This window comes from Pantoea sp. RIT413, from assembly GCF_003057675.2.
In the GTDB taxonomy this organism is placed as follows: domain Bacteria; phylum Pseudomonadota; class Gammaproteobacteria; order Enterobacterales; family Enterobacteriaceae; genus Pantoea; species Pantoea eucrina.
In genome coordinates this window covers 267549-283081 of sequence record NZ_QBJB02000004.1, presented here as the reverse complement: position 1 = coordinate 283081, position 15533 = coordinate 267549, and the positions used below count along the sequence as shown (strand labels likewise).

17 protein-coding genes are annotated in these 15533 nt (G+C 57.5%); 9 read left to right on the top strand and 8 right to left on the bottom strand.

Annotated features, from left to right (window positions below; translation table 11 throughout):
• The first annotated feature begins 13 nt into the window (after positions 1 to 13).
• Positions 14 to 979, top strand: coding sequence for a glucokinase (gene glk, locus DBY66_RS08495; RefSeq protein WP_039379409.1), 966 nt, complete (start codon positions 14 to 16; stop codon positions 977 to 979).
• Between the two features lie 30 nt (positions 980 to 1009).
• Here the strand turns inward: glk and DBY66_RS08490 are convergent, their stop codons facing one another.
• Entirely contained in the window at positions 1010 to 1732 is a 723-nt protein-coding gene (locus DBY66_RS08490; RefSeq protein ID WP_104085255.1) for a LytTR family DNA-binding domain-containing protein, read from the bottom strand.
• Entirely contained in the window at positions 1729 to 3420 is a 1692-nt protein-coding gene (locus DBY66_RS08485) for a sensor histidine kinase (RefSeq protein ID WP_108569475.1), read from the bottom strand. Before DBY66_RS08485 ends, DBY66_RS08490 begins: the two co-directional genes overlap by 4 nt.
• A gap of 345 nt (positions 3421 to 3765) precedes the next feature.
• Here DBY66_RS08485 and DBY66_RS08480 point away from each other — a divergent pair, with 345 nt between their 5' ends.
• On the top strand, positions 3766 to 4290 hold the full coding sequence (locus DBY66_RS08480) for a GNAT family N-acetyltransferase (protein WP_039379402.1): 525 nt from the start codon (positions 3766 to 3768) through the stop codon (positions 4288 to 4290).
• 119 nt (positions 4291 to 4409) lie between these two features.
• Complete coding sequence (alaC, locus tag DBY66_RS08475) at positions 4410 to 5645, top strand: alanine transaminase (protein ID WP_039379399.1); 1236 nt, start codon at positions 4410 to 4412, stop codon at positions 5643 to 5645.
• Positions 5646 to 5686: 41 nt separating this feature from the next.
• On the opposite strand, the gene ypdK is transcribed toward alaC, so the two are convergent.
• The 3 genes from ypdK to DBY66_RS08460 all read right to left on the bottom strand — a co-directional run bounded on the left by ypdK (position 5687) and on the right by DBY66_RS08460 (position 8593).
• Positions 5687 to 5758 carry a membrane protein YpdK gene (ypdK, locus tag DBY66_RS08470; RefSeq protein ID WP_006120362.1) on the bottom strand — a complete coding sequence of 24 codons (72 nt, stop codon included), beginning with the start codon at positions 5756 to 5758 and terminating at the stop codon, positions 5687 to 5689.
• Between the two features lie 200 nt (positions 5759 to 5958).
• Positions 5959 to 6987 (bottom strand): HlyD family secretion protein, encoded by a 1029-nt coding sequence (locus DBY66_RS08465; protein ID WP_094111915.1) that lies wholly within the window; start codon positions 6985 to 6987, stop codon positions 5959 to 5961.
• Between the two features lies 1 nt (position 6988).
• Entirely contained in the window at positions 6989 to 8593 is a 1605-nt protein-coding gene (locus tag DBY66_RS08460) for an MFS transporter (RefSeq protein ID WP_108569476.1), read from the bottom strand.
• Positions 8594 to 8745: 152 nt separating this feature from the next.
• Here DBY66_RS08460 and DBY66_RS08455 point away from each other — a divergent pair, with 152 nt between their 5' ends.
• The 4 genes from DBY66_RS08455 (at position 8746) to DBY66_RS08440 (ending at position 11343) form a co-directional block, all read left to right on the top strand.
• The gene (locus DBY66_RS08455) at positions 8746 to 9534 is read left to right on the top strand and encodes an IclR family transcriptional regulator (protein ID WP_039379392.1); all 789 of its coding nucleotides are present in this window, start codon (positions 8746 to 8748) and stop codon (positions 9532 to 9534) included.
• Positions 9535 to 9540: 6 nt separating this feature from the next.
• Positions 9541 to 9993, top strand: coding sequence for a universal stress protein (locus tag DBY66_RS08450; RefSeq protein ID WP_039379390.1), 453 nt, complete (start codon positions 9541 to 9543; stop codon positions 9991 to 9993).
• Between the two features lie 9 nt (positions 9994 to 10002).
• The gene (locus DBY66_RS08445; RefSeq protein ID WP_108569477.1) at positions 10003 to 10806 is read left to right on the top strand and encodes a hypothetical protein; all 804 of its coding nucleotides are present in this window, start codon (positions 10003 to 10005) and stop codon (positions 10804 to 10806) included.
• Between the two features lie 255 nt (positions 10807 to 11061).
• Positions 11062 to 11343: a hypothetical protein gene (locus DBY66_RS08440; protein ID WP_108569478.1), complete on the top strand. Its 282-nt coding sequence runs from the start codon at positions 11062 to 11064 to the stop codon at positions 11341 to 11343.
• Positions 11344 to 11412: 69 nt separating this feature from the next.
• On the opposite strand, the gene DBY66_RS17935 is transcribed toward DBY66_RS08440, so the two are convergent.
• Positions 11413 to 11559: a hypothetical protein gene (locus tag DBY66_RS17935; RefSeq protein ID WP_166714036.1), complete on the bottom strand. Its 147-nt coding sequence runs from the start codon at positions 11557 to 11559 to the stop codon at positions 11413 to 11415.
• Positions 11560 to 11816: 257 nt separating this feature from the next.
• Positions 11817 to 13034 (bottom strand): MFS transporter, encoded by a 1218-nt coding sequence (locus DBY66_RS08435; RefSeq protein WP_039379382.1) that lies wholly within the window; start codon positions 13032 to 13034, stop codon positions 11817 to 11819.
• 257 nt (positions 13035 to 13291) lie between these two features.
• On the opposite strand from DBY66_RS08435, the gene DBY66_RS08430 reads away from it, so the two are divergent.
• Positions 13292 to 13531 (top strand): hypothetical protein, encoded by a 240-nt coding sequence (locus DBY66_RS08430; protein ID WP_039379380.1) that lies wholly within the window; start codon positions 13292 to 13294, stop codon positions 13529 to 13531.
• Positions 13532 to 13568: 37 nt separating this feature from the next.
• Here DBY66_RS08430 and DBY66_RS08425 read toward each other — a convergent pair whose 3' ends face one another.
• Positions 13569 to 14468, bottom strand: coding sequence for an EamA family transporter (locus tag DBY66_RS08425; RefSeq protein WP_108569479.1), 900 nt, complete (start codon positions 14466 to 14468; stop codon positions 13569 to 13571).
• 182 nt (positions 14469 to 14650) lie between these two features.
• Here DBY66_RS08425 and DBY66_RS08420 point away from each other — a divergent pair, with 182 nt between their 5' ends.
• On the top strand, positions 14651 to 15523 hold the full coding sequence (locus tag DBY66_RS08420; protein ID WP_039385598.1) for an AraC family transcriptional regulator: 873 nt from the start codon (positions 14651 to 14653) through the stop codon (positions 15521 to 15523).
• Positions 15524 to 15533: the final 10 nt, after the last annotated feature.

Here is a 15533-nt window from a genome sequence, read left to right as displayed (position 1 = left end):
GAGCAGCAGAAGAATGACAAAATACGCCCTGGTCGGCGATGTGGGCGGTACTAACGCTCGTCTCGCGCTGTGTGAGGTAGAGACCGGCGCCATCTCACACGCCAAAACATTCTCCACATCAGACTACGACAATCTTGAAGCCGTTATCCGTTTCTATCTGGCGGAACAGCAGCAGGCAGTGACTGATGGCTGTATCGCTATCGCCTGTCCGATCACCGAAGACTGGGTCGAGATGACCAACCACGACTGGGCATTCTCAACGCGCCAGATGAAACAGAATCTGGGCTTCAGCACGCTGGAAATTATCAACGACTTCACCGCCGTCTCTATGGCGATCCCGATGCTGACGGAAAACGAAGTGATCCAGTTTGGCGGCAAAGCGCCGGTTAAAGATAAGCCGATCGCTATCTACGGTGCGGGCACCGGACTGGGCGTCAGTCATCTGGTACACGTCAATCAGCGCTGGGTCAGTCTGCCGGGTGAGGGCGGCCACGTCGATTTCGCGCCGAACAGCGAAGAGGAAGATCAGATCCTCGAAGTGCTGCGTGCAGAGATGGGCCACGTTTCTGCCGAGCGCGTGCTGTCAGGAGCCGGACTGGTCAACCTTTACCGCGCGATTGTGAAATCTGACGCGCGCGAGCCGCAAAACCTCAAGCCCAAAGATGTGACCGAGCGGGCACTGCAGGACACCTGTATCGACTGCCGTCGCGCGCTGACGCTGTTCTGCGTGATCATGGGACGCTTTGGCGGCAACCTGGCGCTGAACCTCGGCACCTTTGGTGGCGTTTATATTGCGGGCGGCATCGTGCCGCGCTTCCTCGACTTTTTCAAAGCCTCCGGTTTTCGCGCGGCGTTTGAAGATAAGGGACGTTTCCGCGACTATCTGGTCGATATTCCGGTGTATATGATCACGCACGATCAGCCCGGCCTGCTGGGTGCCGGCGCGCATCTGCGTCAGGCGCTGGGCCGCGTGCTCTGACACAGCGGCGGACGGCGCGGGTCGTCCGCCTTACAGCCGCATCAGCTGCCGGAACGGTCTGGCTTTGCTGCGGCTTACCGGCACCTGCGCTTCCAGATCGCGCAGCTTCACCAGATAGGTATTATTAAACCACGGCTCTATCTCGCGAATTTTACTCAGGTTCACACAGTAAGAGCGATGACAGCGAAAAAACAGCGCCTCCGGCAGCCGGCTGCAGAACTCACTGATGGCCACTGACATCACGTAGGCTTCCCGCCGCGTATACACAAACGTCAGCTTCTCATGAGCTTCCACATAGTAAATATCGTTGATATCGGTAACGATGATGCGCTCATCTTTCTGCAGATTCACCGTCTGCGGCGTAACAGCCGGGCTGTTCTGCGGCGGCGGCGGCTGCGTGGTGGCCTCCAGCTTATTCAGCATGGTGATGATGCGCGCCTCATGATAAGGCTTGAGGATGTAGTCAAACGCGTCGAGTTCAAACGCCTCCACCGCATAATCTTTCCAGGCAGTGATAAAAACAATCAGGGGCTTGTGGGTAAACTGATGAATATTCTGCGCCAGCAGCATGCCATCGAGCGACGGAATATTAATATCGAGGAAAATCACGTCGACCCGGTGCGTCTGCAGATATTTCAGCACATCCAGCCCGTCATCAAAGCTTGCTTCAACCGTGATCTGACTATGCTGCTGAATCATCCAGCTGAGCTCCTGGCGCGCCAGAAATTCATCTTCCACTATTATGGCTTTCATACTGTTATTTCCGGTTGAACGCTGAGCGCGGCAGGGAGAGTCTGGCTGTTTTTCGGCAGGCTAAAGGCGATTTCCGTTCCCGGCTGGTGACGCATGATAATCAGCCCCTGGCCGGTCAGCAGTCTGACACGGTGGTGAACATTCAGCAGGCCAATTTTATTGCCCGGCATCTCATTGCGCGCAACGCGACGGATCACCTCGTCGCTGATCCCCGGTCCGGTGTCGCGTACGGCGATACGCACCCGATCGCCCAGATCTTTCACGCTGAGCGTCACTACGCCTTTGCCCCGGCATGGCTGAATGCCGTGCACAATAGCATTTTCCACCAGCGGCTGAATCAGCAGGCTTGGCAGAGTAAAGTGCAGATCGTCGTCGATATCGTAGATCATTGACAGCTTATCGCCGAAGCGCGCCTGCTCAATGGCAATATAATCTTTTACCTGCCACAGCTCTTTCTTGATATCGATCAGCTCATCCTCATTGAGTTCAAGGTTATAGCGCAGATAGCGCGACAGGTTGATAACCAGCTGACGGGCAGTATCGGGGTTCATCCGGATGGAGGCAGAGATAGCGTTCAGGGCATTAAACAAAAAGTGGGGGTTAATTTTGCTCTGCAGGGCCCGAAGTTCCGCTTTATTGGCCATTTCACGCAGCTGCTCTGCGCGCGATACCTCCAGCTGGGTCGAGATAATCTGCGACAGCCCGATAGCCATCTCTTTCAGCGAGCCGGTAATGCGGTGCGCCCGGCGATAGTAAATTTTCAGCGTCCCGGTCACCTGACCCTGCTCCCAGAGCGGGATCACCAGCATCGAGTGAATATCACGCGTGCGATGCGCTTCGTCGTTGTTTTTGATGATGATCTTCCCGCTGGCAATCGCCTGTGCGGTGGTGGGGCTGATGCCATCATCGCCATTATGGTAGTTCTGTTCACCATAGCCGACATACGCCTGAATCTGCTGCGTATTGGTAATGGCAACCGCGTCGGCGTGGATGTCGCGCCGGATAATATCGCACACTTCGCGCAGCGCATCGCTGTTTACCTGACGAAACAGCGGCAGCGTTTTGTTCGCTATCTCCAGCGCAAGTTTGGCCTGCCGGGCGGCAATCGCCTCTTTTTCTCCCTCCACGCTCTGCACCAGCAGCACAATCAATCCGATACTGGAGGCGCCCAGAATCATCGGCAGGGCGATCTCCGAGACAATTGTCAGGCCGAGCGCTGCAGGCTTTGCCCATAACAGGATCAGCAGCATAGTCAGCGCCTCGCACAGCATGCCGCCCACTATGCCGGCCCCCCAGCGCTGCTCTTTGCTGACCCGGCGATTGATTACGCCAGAGGCGATACCGGCCACAATGCTGGTGATCAGGCAGGGTACTGACGTGACGCCATCTATGTCGATCAGGAAGCGGTGCAGCCCGGCAATGACGCCGGTCGTCACGCCCACCCAGGGGCCAAACAGAATGCCGCCCGCCATCACCGCAATGACGCGGACATTCAGCAGCGAGCCATCCACCGCCACGCCGGACCAGGTGCTGAACAGCGCAAACAGCGAGAAAATCAGGGTGACGATCGCTTTCTCGCTCAGCGTGTGTTCATCTTTCTGCAGCAGCTGGCGCAACACCCGGGTGCGGGTAAGAAAAAAGAGGCAGATAAGCATCAGCGCTGCACGATCGAACACCGCCAGCAGCATGTCAAAATGGAAGGGCACAGGCGTTTCCGGGACAGAATATCGGTGGCGTCATAATAAAAAATGCGCGCGCAATGCGCCAGCCTGGCGCTCTGGGTTTAACGGGCCGCATAAATGCGGCCCCTACAGGGTTTGTGTAGGGGCGCCATTAATGGCGCCCTGGGTTAACGGGCCGCATAAATGCGGCCCCTACAGGATTTGTGTAGGGGCGCCATTAATGGCGCCCTGGTTTAACGGGCCGCATAAATGCGGCCCGTGCGGAGGCGCACAGGGGCGCCATTAATGGCGCCCTGGCTGTCGCTGCGGCAGTTTGCTATGTTGCACTATTCCCCGTAGCGGAGCGCCGCCATGCAACTTCAGACCCCGCGATTAACCCTGAGCCGGTTGCAGCCGGAGGACTGGCAGATCTTCAAAGCGGTACATGAAGACGCTGCCACCATGACCTGGGTAAGCGAAATTCCCGATGAAAACGACATTCGTCAGCGTTTCAATGAACGCCTGGCGCCGTGGCAGCCCGCCAGCTTTCATATGCTGTGCCTGGTGGCGCGCCTGCAAACAAATCAGGAACCGATAGGCCTGTTTGGCTGCAGCGCCGAGTGGCACCCTTATCGCCAGGCGGAAGTTGGCTATATGCTGCGCCATAGCCACATCGGGCAGGGCTACGGTAGCGAAGCGCTGGCGGCGCTGGTTCACTTTCTGTTCAGCGCAGAATTTCATAAGCTGAAAGCGCTGGTGATTGAGGGTAACTGGCCATCCCGACGTATTCTGGAAAAGAATAATTTTATGCTGGAGGGGACTCTGCGGGATAATTATCTGCTAAACGGAGAGTGGGTAAACGATTGGGTGTTTGGCTGCCTGAATCCCGAAAAATAAAAAAATTTTCTGCTGCTCTCGACAGCGCAGGTCACAGCGCGTTATGTTCGGGGTGAGGTCACAGCAAGTGATCCGCGTCGCTCGGACGGTCCGGGCGCTCACGTAATCCTGAGGACATCATGGCTGATAACAGCATACCGCGTCGTTTCTCGCGTATAGAACGCCTTCCCCCATACGTATTCAACATCACCGCTGAACTGAAGATGGCTGCGCGTCGGCGCGGCGAAGATATTATCGACTTTTCAATGGGGAATCCGGATGGCGCTACGCCGCCGCATATTGTGGAAAAGCTCTGTCAGGTGGCGCAGCGTGAAGATACGCACGGCTACTCCACCTCAAAAGGTATTCCGCGCCTGCGCCGGGCGATTTCGCGCTGGTACGCTGAGCGCTATCAGGTGGATATCGATCCGGAGTCAGAAGCGATTGTGACTATCGGCTCCAAAGAGGGACTGGCGCACCTGATGCTCGCCACGCTCGATCATGGTGACACCGTGCTGGTGCCCAACCCCAGCTATCCTATCCATATTTATGGCGCGGTGATCGCCGGGGCGCAGGTTCGCTCCGTGCCGCTGGTCGCGGGCGTGGATTTCTTTACTGAGCTGGAGCGTGCAATTCGCGAAAGCTATCCAAAGCCGAAAATGATGATCCTCGGCTTCCCTTCTAATCCCACCGCTCAGTGCGTCGAACTCGACTTTTTTGAACGGGTTATTGCGCTGGCAAAACAGTATAACGTGCTGGTGATCCACGATCTCGCCTACGCTGACATCACCTACGACGGCTGGAAAGCGCCCTCAATCATGCAGGTGCCGGGTGCGCGCGACGTGGCGGTAGAGTTCTTTACGCTCTCCAAAAGCTACAATATGGCGGGATGGCGTATCGGTTTCATGACAGGAAACAAAGAGCTGGTAGCGGCGCTGGCGCGCATCAAAAGCTATCACGATTACGGGACATTCACGCCGCTACAGGTGGCAGCCATTGCCGCGCTGGAGGGCGATCAGCAGTGCGTGCGCGATATCGCTGAGCAGTATAAGCGCCGGCGTGATGTGCTGGTAAAAGGGCTGCATGAAGCGGGCTGGATGGTGGATCTGCCTAAGGCATCGATGTACGTCTGGGCAAAAATCCCGGAACGCTACGCGCATCTTGGCTCGCTGGAGTTTGCCAAACTGCTGCTGCAGGAGGCCAAAGTCTGCGTGTCGCCGGGCATCGGTTTTGGTGAATATGGTGATACACACGTGCGCTTTGCGCTGATTGAAAACAGCGATCGCATTCGTCAGGCGGTGCGGGGAATTAAGGCGATGTTCCGCGCCGACGGTATCTTACCGGGAGCGGTAAAAGAAGCAGAAGAGACGCGTTAAGCGTGCGTCGGGGCGACTGGTATGGTCGCCCCGTCCGGTACTCAGAGCATCAGCACAAAGGTGCCGACCCAAAGCAACACGAAAAAAGAGATGCCCATCAAAGCGTATTTCACAACATAACTCCTCTGTGCGGTTACCGTGATGGCGATCCCAGACCAGCGTAACCCGAACAGAATAAGAGAAAGGTGGAGTTCATTAACGCTACACGCTTTCTACTCAGGTGGTCCCGGCCAGACCGGAACAGGATCGGGCGCTAATTTACGCGGAATCGATCCAGAAATAAATAGGCCGGTTCTGAGATATTGCTCACAATTTATTGGGTCTGAATGTGCGGGATCGCCGACATGCCGACGCGCAGCTGCGCCAGATCGGGCTGACCCGCATCAAGCACAATCTTTACCGGCAGACGCTGAACCACTTTAGTGTAGTTACCCGTTGCATTATCAGGTGAAATTGCCGAGAAGGTTGCCCCTGTTGCCGGCGCAATGCTGTCGATACGCCCGGTAAAGGTTTTACCCGGTAGCGCATCAACAGTAACGCTGACCTTTTGCCCTGGCCGCACGTCGGTCAGCTGGGTTTCCAGATAGTTAGCCGTAATGTAGAGCTGCTGCAGCGGCACCACTGCCAGCAGGCGGCTGCCGGCACTGACATAGGCGCCCGGACGTACGGTACGCTGGCCGACCGTGCCCTCTACCGGCGCAACAATACGGGTATAAGAGAGATTAAGCTGCGCCTGGTCGACATTCGCCTGCGCGACTGCGACATCCGCCTCCGCCTGACGCACGGCCGCCTGCAGGACATTAACCTGCTTAAGCGCCGCGTCCAGCGCCGCCTCACTCTGTCGTACCGTCGCCGAAGCGGAACGCTGGTTAGTATCCGCTTTTTGCTGATCGTCAGCCGCAATGGTGCCACTTTTATAAAGCTGATTATAACGTGCGGCGTTCTGGCCGGCGTAGCGGGCCGCTGCCTCACTGGCCGCCAGCGTCGCTTTTGCCTGATTAATCGTCGCCTGCTGCTGCGCCAGCTGCGCCTGGGTGCTTAGCCGCTTAGCCTCGCTGACCTGCAGCGAAGCGCGCGCGGTTTCCAGCGCCACGCGAAAATCGCGATCGTCAAGCGTTGCCAGCAGATCGCCCGCCCGGACGTGCTGGTTATCCTGCACGCTGACCCGGGCGATATAGCCTGAAACTTTGGGGGCGACCAGCGTGTAATCCGCATTAACCCAGGCATCATCGGTGCGATGATCGTTGGTGGTCATGGCACGCCAGAGGAGAAAGGCGAGCGCGAGCAGCAGCACTAACAGGGCGCTTAGCAGCGCCGTTCTTTTTACAGCAGAGAGTTGCATATCAGTTTTCCCGACGTGGCGTAACAGATTGAATCAATGTTTGAGGCGGCCAGACGCGGTGCGCCAGACAGAGCGTCAGCAGCAGCAGCAGGGCGCCAAAGGTGGTCAGCATCAGCCAGGCGTCGCTCAGGCTGAGTATCAGCGCCTGATGTTTCAGCAGGGCGGCAAATCCGCTCAGGTTCTGCACGCTACTGGCGCTGCCGTCCGGCAGCAGGGGAGTGCTGCTGCCTGCCTGCGCGCTGCTGGCCGCGGTCATCAGCCAGCTACGGCTGGCCGCCTGATCTACCAGTACATGCGAATGGAACTGTTCGCGATGGCTGATAAACCACTCCACCAGCGTGCTGGCCGCAATGCTGGAAAAACCGCGTACGGTGTTGAACATGGCAGAGGCAAAAGGGCCCTCCGGCGGCGCCACAACGCTGGTGGCACTCATCAGCACCGGCAGGATCACCATCGGCTGTCCGAACGCCTGCAGGATCTGCATCAGCCAGAAATTCTGCCGCGCCCAGTCAGTGGTAATCTGCGTTCCCAGCAGGCAGGCGGTGACCAGCAGCAGCACGCCGCAGCACAACACCCAGCGGCAATCGACCCGGCGAATGTTCAGCAAAGCGGCGATCAGCGGGGCAATCAGCAGCTGCGGCAGGCCCACGGTCAGCGCCAGCGGCGCAAACTGCAGCGTGCGAAATCCCTCTACCTGACCAAAATAGAGCGAAGGCAGCGCTGAACCGGAGAGTGCCAGAATCAGCACCGCCATCAGCGCCAGCAGGCCGTGCGCCAGGTTGGAACGGCGCAGCATCTGCAGCCTGAACAGCGGCAGCGGATGAAACCACTCGTTAATCAGAAACACCGTCAGCAGCGCCAGCGCACTCAGCAGCATGGCGGTAAACAGCGGTGAGCTGAGCCAGTCCAGCCGTTCCCCCTGAGTCAGGGCCAGAATCAGCAGCGCCATGCCGGCGCTGCCGGTAAGCATGCCAAACAGGTCGATCTGCCGAAAGCGCTCCAGGCGCAGCGGATCCTGCGGCAGTCCCCAGGCAATCAGCGTCATTGCCAGCAGCATGGCCGGGACTACCTGCCAGAACACAAACGCCCAGCCCACCTCATCGGTCCAGAACGCCGCCAGCGAGGCCGCCATATTGGGGCCAAAGGTGGCGGTAAGCGCATAGGCGCCCAGGCCATAGAGTTTGATCGGCGGCGGCAGAAAGCGCAGCGCCACTGTCATCAGCAAGGGCGGCAGCGCGCCGCCAAAGATACCCTGCAGCACGCGCAGCGCAATAAACAGCGTCGCATCCTGCGTCAGCGGCAGCACCAGGCCGCACAGCATAAAGCCGGCAGAAACCACCAGGGCAAAGCGGCGCAGAGAAAAGGTGACGGCGAACCAGGGCGCGATCATCATTGCGGCGACTTCAGCCGCCTGATAGCCGGAGACAATCCAGCTGCCGCGATCGTGACTGATACCGATAGCGGCGCGGATATCTGCCAGCGCAATATCCGTGACCCGATCGTTGAGTCCTGACGTCAGCGCCGCGATCAGCACGCCCGCCAGCCCGAGAGCCAGGCGCAATGTAAACGGGTGCGGAGCTGGCGGAGCAGCGGGCGAAGCGGTCATAGCAGAACTCTCATGAAATTATGATGCAGTGTATTACGATGTGATACAGGCCGCGCATCTTACATGCCGGTATGATGTATTGCAATGTGATACGCAGGTACAAAAGTGCGATCATTCGCGCTACAGTAAAGCAGGCTCATAAGGAACGCATTATGGTGGGATCTGCCTCAGGCCGTGAGGATGAAAAAGCGGGTGGCATTCAGGTCATTGCGCGTGCGGCAAAAATTTTACATGCGCTGGGTGAACATCCCGGCGGCATGAGTCTGGGCGAAATTGCGCAGGTGGTGAACCTGCCACGCTCCACGGTACAGCGCATCGTGGCGGCGCTCGACAGCGCTCAGCTGGTGCGCAGTAGCGGGGCAGGGGGCCTCAGGCTGGGGCCAGCTCTGCTGAAACTGATCTCCAGCGTCCATACAGATGTGGTGGAGCTGGCGCGTCCGCTGCTGGAACAGCTCTCAGCAACGGTTAATGAAACCGTCTCACTGGCGCGCGCCAGCGGGACGCAACTGGCGATCGTTCATTATGTCGTGGCGCCGCGCGAGCTGCGGGTCGTACCGCGGATGGGGCTTAATCTGCCGCTCTACAGTACTTCCGGCGGCCGGGCGCTGCTGGCGCTGGAGAGCGATGAAGATGTACAGCTGCTGGTGGGCGATGCCTGGCAGGAACTCACGGATAAAACGGTAAAAACGCTGCCGCAGCTGATGGCGCTGATTGCTGAAGTACGCAGCAGTGGCCTGGCGATCGATCGCGGTGAAACGCTTGAAGGGATCACCACCCTGGCGGTCGCCATTGACACACTGTTCGGACGTTTCTCTATCTCGCTGCTGGTTCCCGGCGCGCGCTTTGCGCAACATGAAGCGCGCTATCGCAAAGAGATCATCACCTGTAAAGAGGCGCTGCTGCGCGAAATTGGCAAAATAACCGCTGTGGAGAAGAGGTAACGACTCATGAAAATGTTGTTAATGGCTATCGATAACTCACCGGTCGCGGAGAAAGTTATTGCACTGACCCTTGAACAGGCGCTGGCGCTCAACGCCCCGGTCACGGTGCTGTGCTGTATCGATCCCGCCTATTCAGCCTGCAGCCAGCCTATCGAAATTGACGCCGGTGAAGATCCGGATGATTTTGTCGCGGCAAAAGATGAGCAGAACACCGCCGAGATGGTGGTGCGTCATGCGCTGGCTCCGCTGCTGCGGGCGGGTGTGAATGCCAGAGGCGTCATCCTGGCGGGTGAAGCCGCTGAAACCATTGTGGCGCAGGCTGCGGCACTGCGCGCCAGTATGATTATCATGGGACGCCGGCACCTCTCGCCGCTTAACCGGCTGCTGAAAGGCTCGGTCAGCGCGGCAGTGATCGAACGCGCGACCTGTCCGGTTCTGCTGGACGTGCGTAAGGATTAACGCCGTATTATGACGCTGCTTTTTATTTCGGTGCTGGCCGCTTTTGCACTGCTGGCGCTGGTGATTGTGATGCTGGTACGCACCACGGCGCTACGAGCCTGGCAGGGGGTGCTGCTGTTTATCCTGCCGCTTGTGGCAGCTAATCTGATCTGGTTTAGCTGGCTGCATCCGCGTCAGGCAGAGAAGATACAGGTGGAGGCGGTTGCGCAGCAGCTCAGCGCGGCGCCAGGCTATCGCCTGCTTAGGGTTCAGGAGCCGGAGCTGTGGCAATTACTGAATCGTGAACTGCGGCATAAGCTGCAGCAGGGCGTTTCCGCCGAACAGGCGCTGGGCGACCTGCGGGGCTGGCTGACTGATATCGTCAATAAACGTATGACCCGCGCCAGCGATGATGCAGTGATCGCCTATGTTCAGGTGTCGGTGGAAGAGATGCAGGCGCTGCAGCAGCAGAGTCCGCAGCGCTGTTTTCAGTTCCTCTATCCGCAGGTCAGCGGCGGCATCAATCTGCAGGAGGTGCTCACTCCGGCACTCTATCAGCGCGACGGTCATGCGCTTGAAGCCCTGCTGCTGAGCAGCCAGGGGGCAGAGCAGCAGACCGACCAGACGCTGGCCCGCCGCGATCTGCGTGAGATAGTTGACAGGCTTTATGGGAAATGGGGCAATAAACTTCAGCAGCTTAATCAGCCGGCTGATACCGCCGTCGATCGCAGCGCGCTGTGTGCTATGTCTATCGATCTCTACAGCGCCATTCTCGCATTGCCTGCTAAGCGCGCCGCCGGCCTTTTACGTAATATGGTGCACAGCAACGGCTAACCGGTGAAAAAAAGCCCGCTAAGCGCGGGCACAAAGGTCACTTTGTTACATCTTCTTATTATTGATATTACCTGGTGTGGAGCAGACATCGTGTGGTCTGACTGCACTATCGCAGTTGTCATATGATAAGAAAAGCCGTTTGGTTTTATTGATTCAATTGGCAAAAACACTGGTCTTAGCACTGTTTCGCGCGTTTTCCTATAGGCGCGCGGTGGCATCGTTGTTTACACTTCGACGCCTGAAGAGGACACCTGAATGAAAAATATCGTTACCGGCGCGTTAGCGCTCATTATGCTGGCGGGCTGCAGCATTAATCAGCCTGGCGGATTTGAACGTGTAGATGAAGATAATACGTCCAACACCGTTCAATATCGTTACGACCCGCATAGCCTTAATCGGGATGCCATGAATGTTGACCTGGCAAATTACTGCAGCGAGCGGGGTTTTGATAAAGTGGATTCGCTGCCTGCTCAGGACAGTCATCTGCCAGGATTAAAGAAAGCCTGGTATCAGTGTAATTACGCGATTAAAAGCTAAAAAAAGGGCGGGGTATATTCCCGCCCTGCTTATTTATTTTTTTATTAGTGCTGTGTGCGCTTTGCCCGATTATCCGTGACGATGCCCGTGGTGGCCATGATGCCAGCCGCGGTCATGACCCCAGCCAGCGCCGCGGCCACGGTCGTGCTCAATAATACATCCGCTGAGCAAACTGACCATAACCGCTATCGACGTTAACGAAATAAGCTTTTTCATGGAAAGACCTCCTCTTTTCCAGTGAGGTCAGATTACGCCGGAATAGTGGAGTGAAGATGCAGCAAATGTAGAGTTATTTAGATAAATATTGCCAGATGTGTCTAAATAAAAGATCGGGAAAGCGGGTTTTTCTATTTGAATCAGAATAAGCTGAATAGCAGGCTATATTAGCGCGATAATTCTGAAAGACAATAATTCGCGCCTGCGGATGAAAAATAAAAATGCGAGCGCTCAGGATAACAGCGCTCGCCTGTAAGTTAATTATGCAGTGCAGGCCTGTTAATTGCCTGACGGCGCGGCTGACGAACGCTCAGTGAAAGCAGCAGCGAAATAACCAGCAGCGTCATGATCAGACTAAAGGTAACGGTAAAGCCACCGAACAGGGAGGCGACCAGCGAGCCGAGCACGCTGCCAATACCAAACCCGAGGTAGATCAGCCCGTAATTTTTTGTCAGGTTGTTCAGGCCAAAGAAGTCGCTGATCAGCGCCGGGAAAACGGTGATTGTGCCACCGAAGCTGAAGGCTACGCAGGCCAGCGAGACAAAAAAAGTGGTTTCGTTCATACGGGTAAACAGCAAAATACTCATGCCCGCGAGCGCAATACATTGCGCCAGTGAGATCACCCGGATACGGGCCATTTTGTCTGACAGTACCCCCAGCGTTAACCGGCCGCTAAGGTTGGCAATGGCGATAACCGTTACGGCACTGGCGGCTATCTGCGGCGTAAGGTGCACCATTCCTTCGCCGATATCTTTCGCTACGCCGATCACATACAGGCCGCTCATACAGGCGGTGAGGAACATCAGCGCCAGCATCCAGTATTGCGGCAGGCGAACCGCCTGTGCCAGCGTAAAGTCGCGTCCGGCATGCTGCGGATTGTTGCTGGCAGCGCGCACCGGCGCATCGCGCATCAGCAGCGCGCCGCAGAACATCATGCTCATCGCCAGCACGCCCCAGATCATGAAGGTGTTCTCCAGGCCAACAGCATCCAGCAGGGTGCCGCAGATAAATTTGAAGCCGAGACTTCCCAGACCGTAGGCGCCGATTGAACAGGCGGAGATAAGGCCTTTGCGCTCAGGAAACCACTTTACACAGTTGGATAGCGTCATCAGGTAGCCCGCACCATCTGCCAGGCCCACCAGAATACCGGCGCTCAGATAAAGCATCATCAGGTTATCAGCCTGCGCGGTCAGCCAGAATCCGGCTGCCATCAGGATGCCGGCTCCGATAGTCACATTACGCACGCCAAAACGCTCCTGCAGCTTGCCTGCCAGCGAGGAGGCGATAGCCAGCCCCAGGCTGAGCAACCCAAAGGAGAAAGCAACCTGACTGACTGATTCGTGCAGTTTATGCGCCAGCGCGCCGTTAAAGAGGCTCCAGGTATACACTGACCCCAGCGCAAGCTGGGTAATGACAGTGCCGATCAGAGTCAGTATGCGGGTGCGCTGGTAGTGCGCCGTTGAGGCTGTGGTCATGGTGATTCTCCCGTCCGGGAATATGGAGTCTGCTGGCAGCTTAGCGCGCACGCGCGTAGCCGCGGCCGGATCCCGCTTCAGCGGTCAGAGAAACAGAATGAAATGCCGTTTTTCCGGTATGAATGGCAGCAGCGTGACAATTCACGTCCCGGTATGTCCTGCGATGAGCATATGTAACCAGGTATGTTAAGCGAGACGATTTTGCTGCAGAGTCCGGGATGTTTGCCAGGCTTATATTTCAACCAACGGGAGGAAATATGAAAGACCGAGCATATGAATCCGTATCCAGTGGAGATGAAGTCTGCTGTCTTATCGGTCAGGCGGTGATCGAATTGAGCGATGAACATCAGCCTGTCAACAAAGCCACGCTGTCGTTAAAGCTGCTGGCTATGGCCGATCGTGACAGGGATGATGAGCGGGTAATGCTTTACTGGATCGCCAGAAAAGCCCTTAATCAGCCGCAGCAGCTTCAGTCCGGCGCAGGTGGCTGGCGTTAGAGGATGAGCAGAGCGGGCTGCACGCCCGCTTCTGCTGTCAGGCCAGCCGCAGTGCGCGGCGCACCGGCCAGCGCATAAACATCACCAGGTTGCCCAGCAAAATCAGCGTCAGTCCCGCCACGGCATTAGCGTGCCACTGATAGCCTTCATAAATTGTCGAGAGCGTCAGCGCAACCAGCGGAAAAAGTAGCGTACTGTAGGCCGCCTGACTGGCACCGATGCGACCCACCAGCGTGAAGTAAGCGCCAAATCCAATCACAGAACCAAACAGCGCCAGATAACTCATCGCGCCCAGCCACTGCAGATTGCGCGGCAGCTGCAGCGCATCGCCATTAAGCCATGCCATTACCGCCATGATCAGCGCGCCGTAGAGCATGGCGTAACTGTTAGTGGTGAGAATATCGCGCTGGCGGCGCTGATGCCGGGCTGAAATCATATTACCCAGCGAAAAGCCAAAGGTGCCCAGCGCACTCAGGCCCGCGCCCCATAACAGCTGCGGCGAGGGGTGCGCCGCGCAAATATCGCTCCAGAAGAGCGCGACGATACCGCCCATACCGAGCAGCGCGGCAGGCACCAGGCGCAGCGGCGGACGCTGGCCAAAAAAGAGCCAGCCGTTGAGCGCGTTAAAGATCACCGCCATGGAAAAAATCACCGACTCCAGACCGGTGCTGATCCAGGCTGCTGCATGATAAAAGCAGACAAAGTTGAAGCCAAAAACACAGCCTCCCTGCAGCAGACAAAACAGATGATCGCGCCTGTCCAGCGATCGCAGACGGCGGCACAGCGTCAGCAGCGCCAGCATCAGCAGCGAGGCGAAGAGAAAGCGCCAGAAAACAGCCACATAGACCGGCGTGGTGGCTGCGTCCTGCTGCAGAAAGATCGCCAGCCAGGTGGTGCCCCAGATCAGCACCACGCTCAGATACAGCACTACATTCATCGTTAATACTCCGGCAGAGACAGGACGACAGTATCCGCGCAGGCGCGGGCGGGCGCTTGCACCCGATTGCGCAGCACTTGCAAAAACTTGCGCTTTTTTCATTCTCACACCGACTGCCGCGCTGTTTTCCATCGTCCGGACGGGTAAACTGCTGGTTAACCGCTGCCGATGTGATATGCGCAATGTCCGATTACCAGACCTTTACTATGCTAAAAAACCGAAAGGCTCAGCTGCGTGATAGCGTACCGCTTTCAGGCGGGATCCGGCTGGCAGCCTGGTTTAATAGCGGCGACCGCGTAACCAACCACAGCGATCACCATACCCTGAGCCTCTATATCGAAGAGGGGTATGATACCTGGCATAAAACCGCGCACGGATGGCGCAACGGTGGCGCCCCGGATCGTTTCTGCCTGATGCCGTCCGGTATGGAGTCCACCTGGGATCTGCGGGCCGACCTCGCATTCGTGCACCTCTACTGCACCGATACCCATTTACGCCAGCTTGGCGAACAGATCTGGGATCGCACGCCAGCCAGTCTGAATCTGCAGGAGAAGATTTTTGCTGATGACGATCGCATTACGCAGCTCTATCGCCATTTTTTGCTCAGCGTCAGCTGGCAGCAGCCCGCCAATCAGCTGATGCTGAGCAGCGCATCGACGCTGCTGCTGACGCATCTGCTGCATCGCTACAGCGATGTGCAGTGGCAGCTGCCCGCCGTGCGGGGCGGCCTGGCACCCGCCGTGCTGCGCCGGATCATTGCCCTGATTGATGCGCAGCTCGATCAGCCGCTGACGCTGGCGCGGCTGGCCGCAGAAGCTGCGCTCAGCGAATATCATTTTGCGCGTATGTTTCGCAGCAGCACCGGCAGCGCGCCGCACCAATATGTGATGCAGCGCCGCATGGCGGTGGCGAAAGAGCTGCTGATGCACAGCACCCTGCCGCTAACGGAGATTGCACTGCGCTGCGGTTTTCACTCCGCCAGCCATTTCAGTAACCGGTTCCGCCAGCTGCACGGCGTGGCGCCCTCCGCGTGGCGGCAGGACTTTAGCCGGTAAAAAGCGCGTC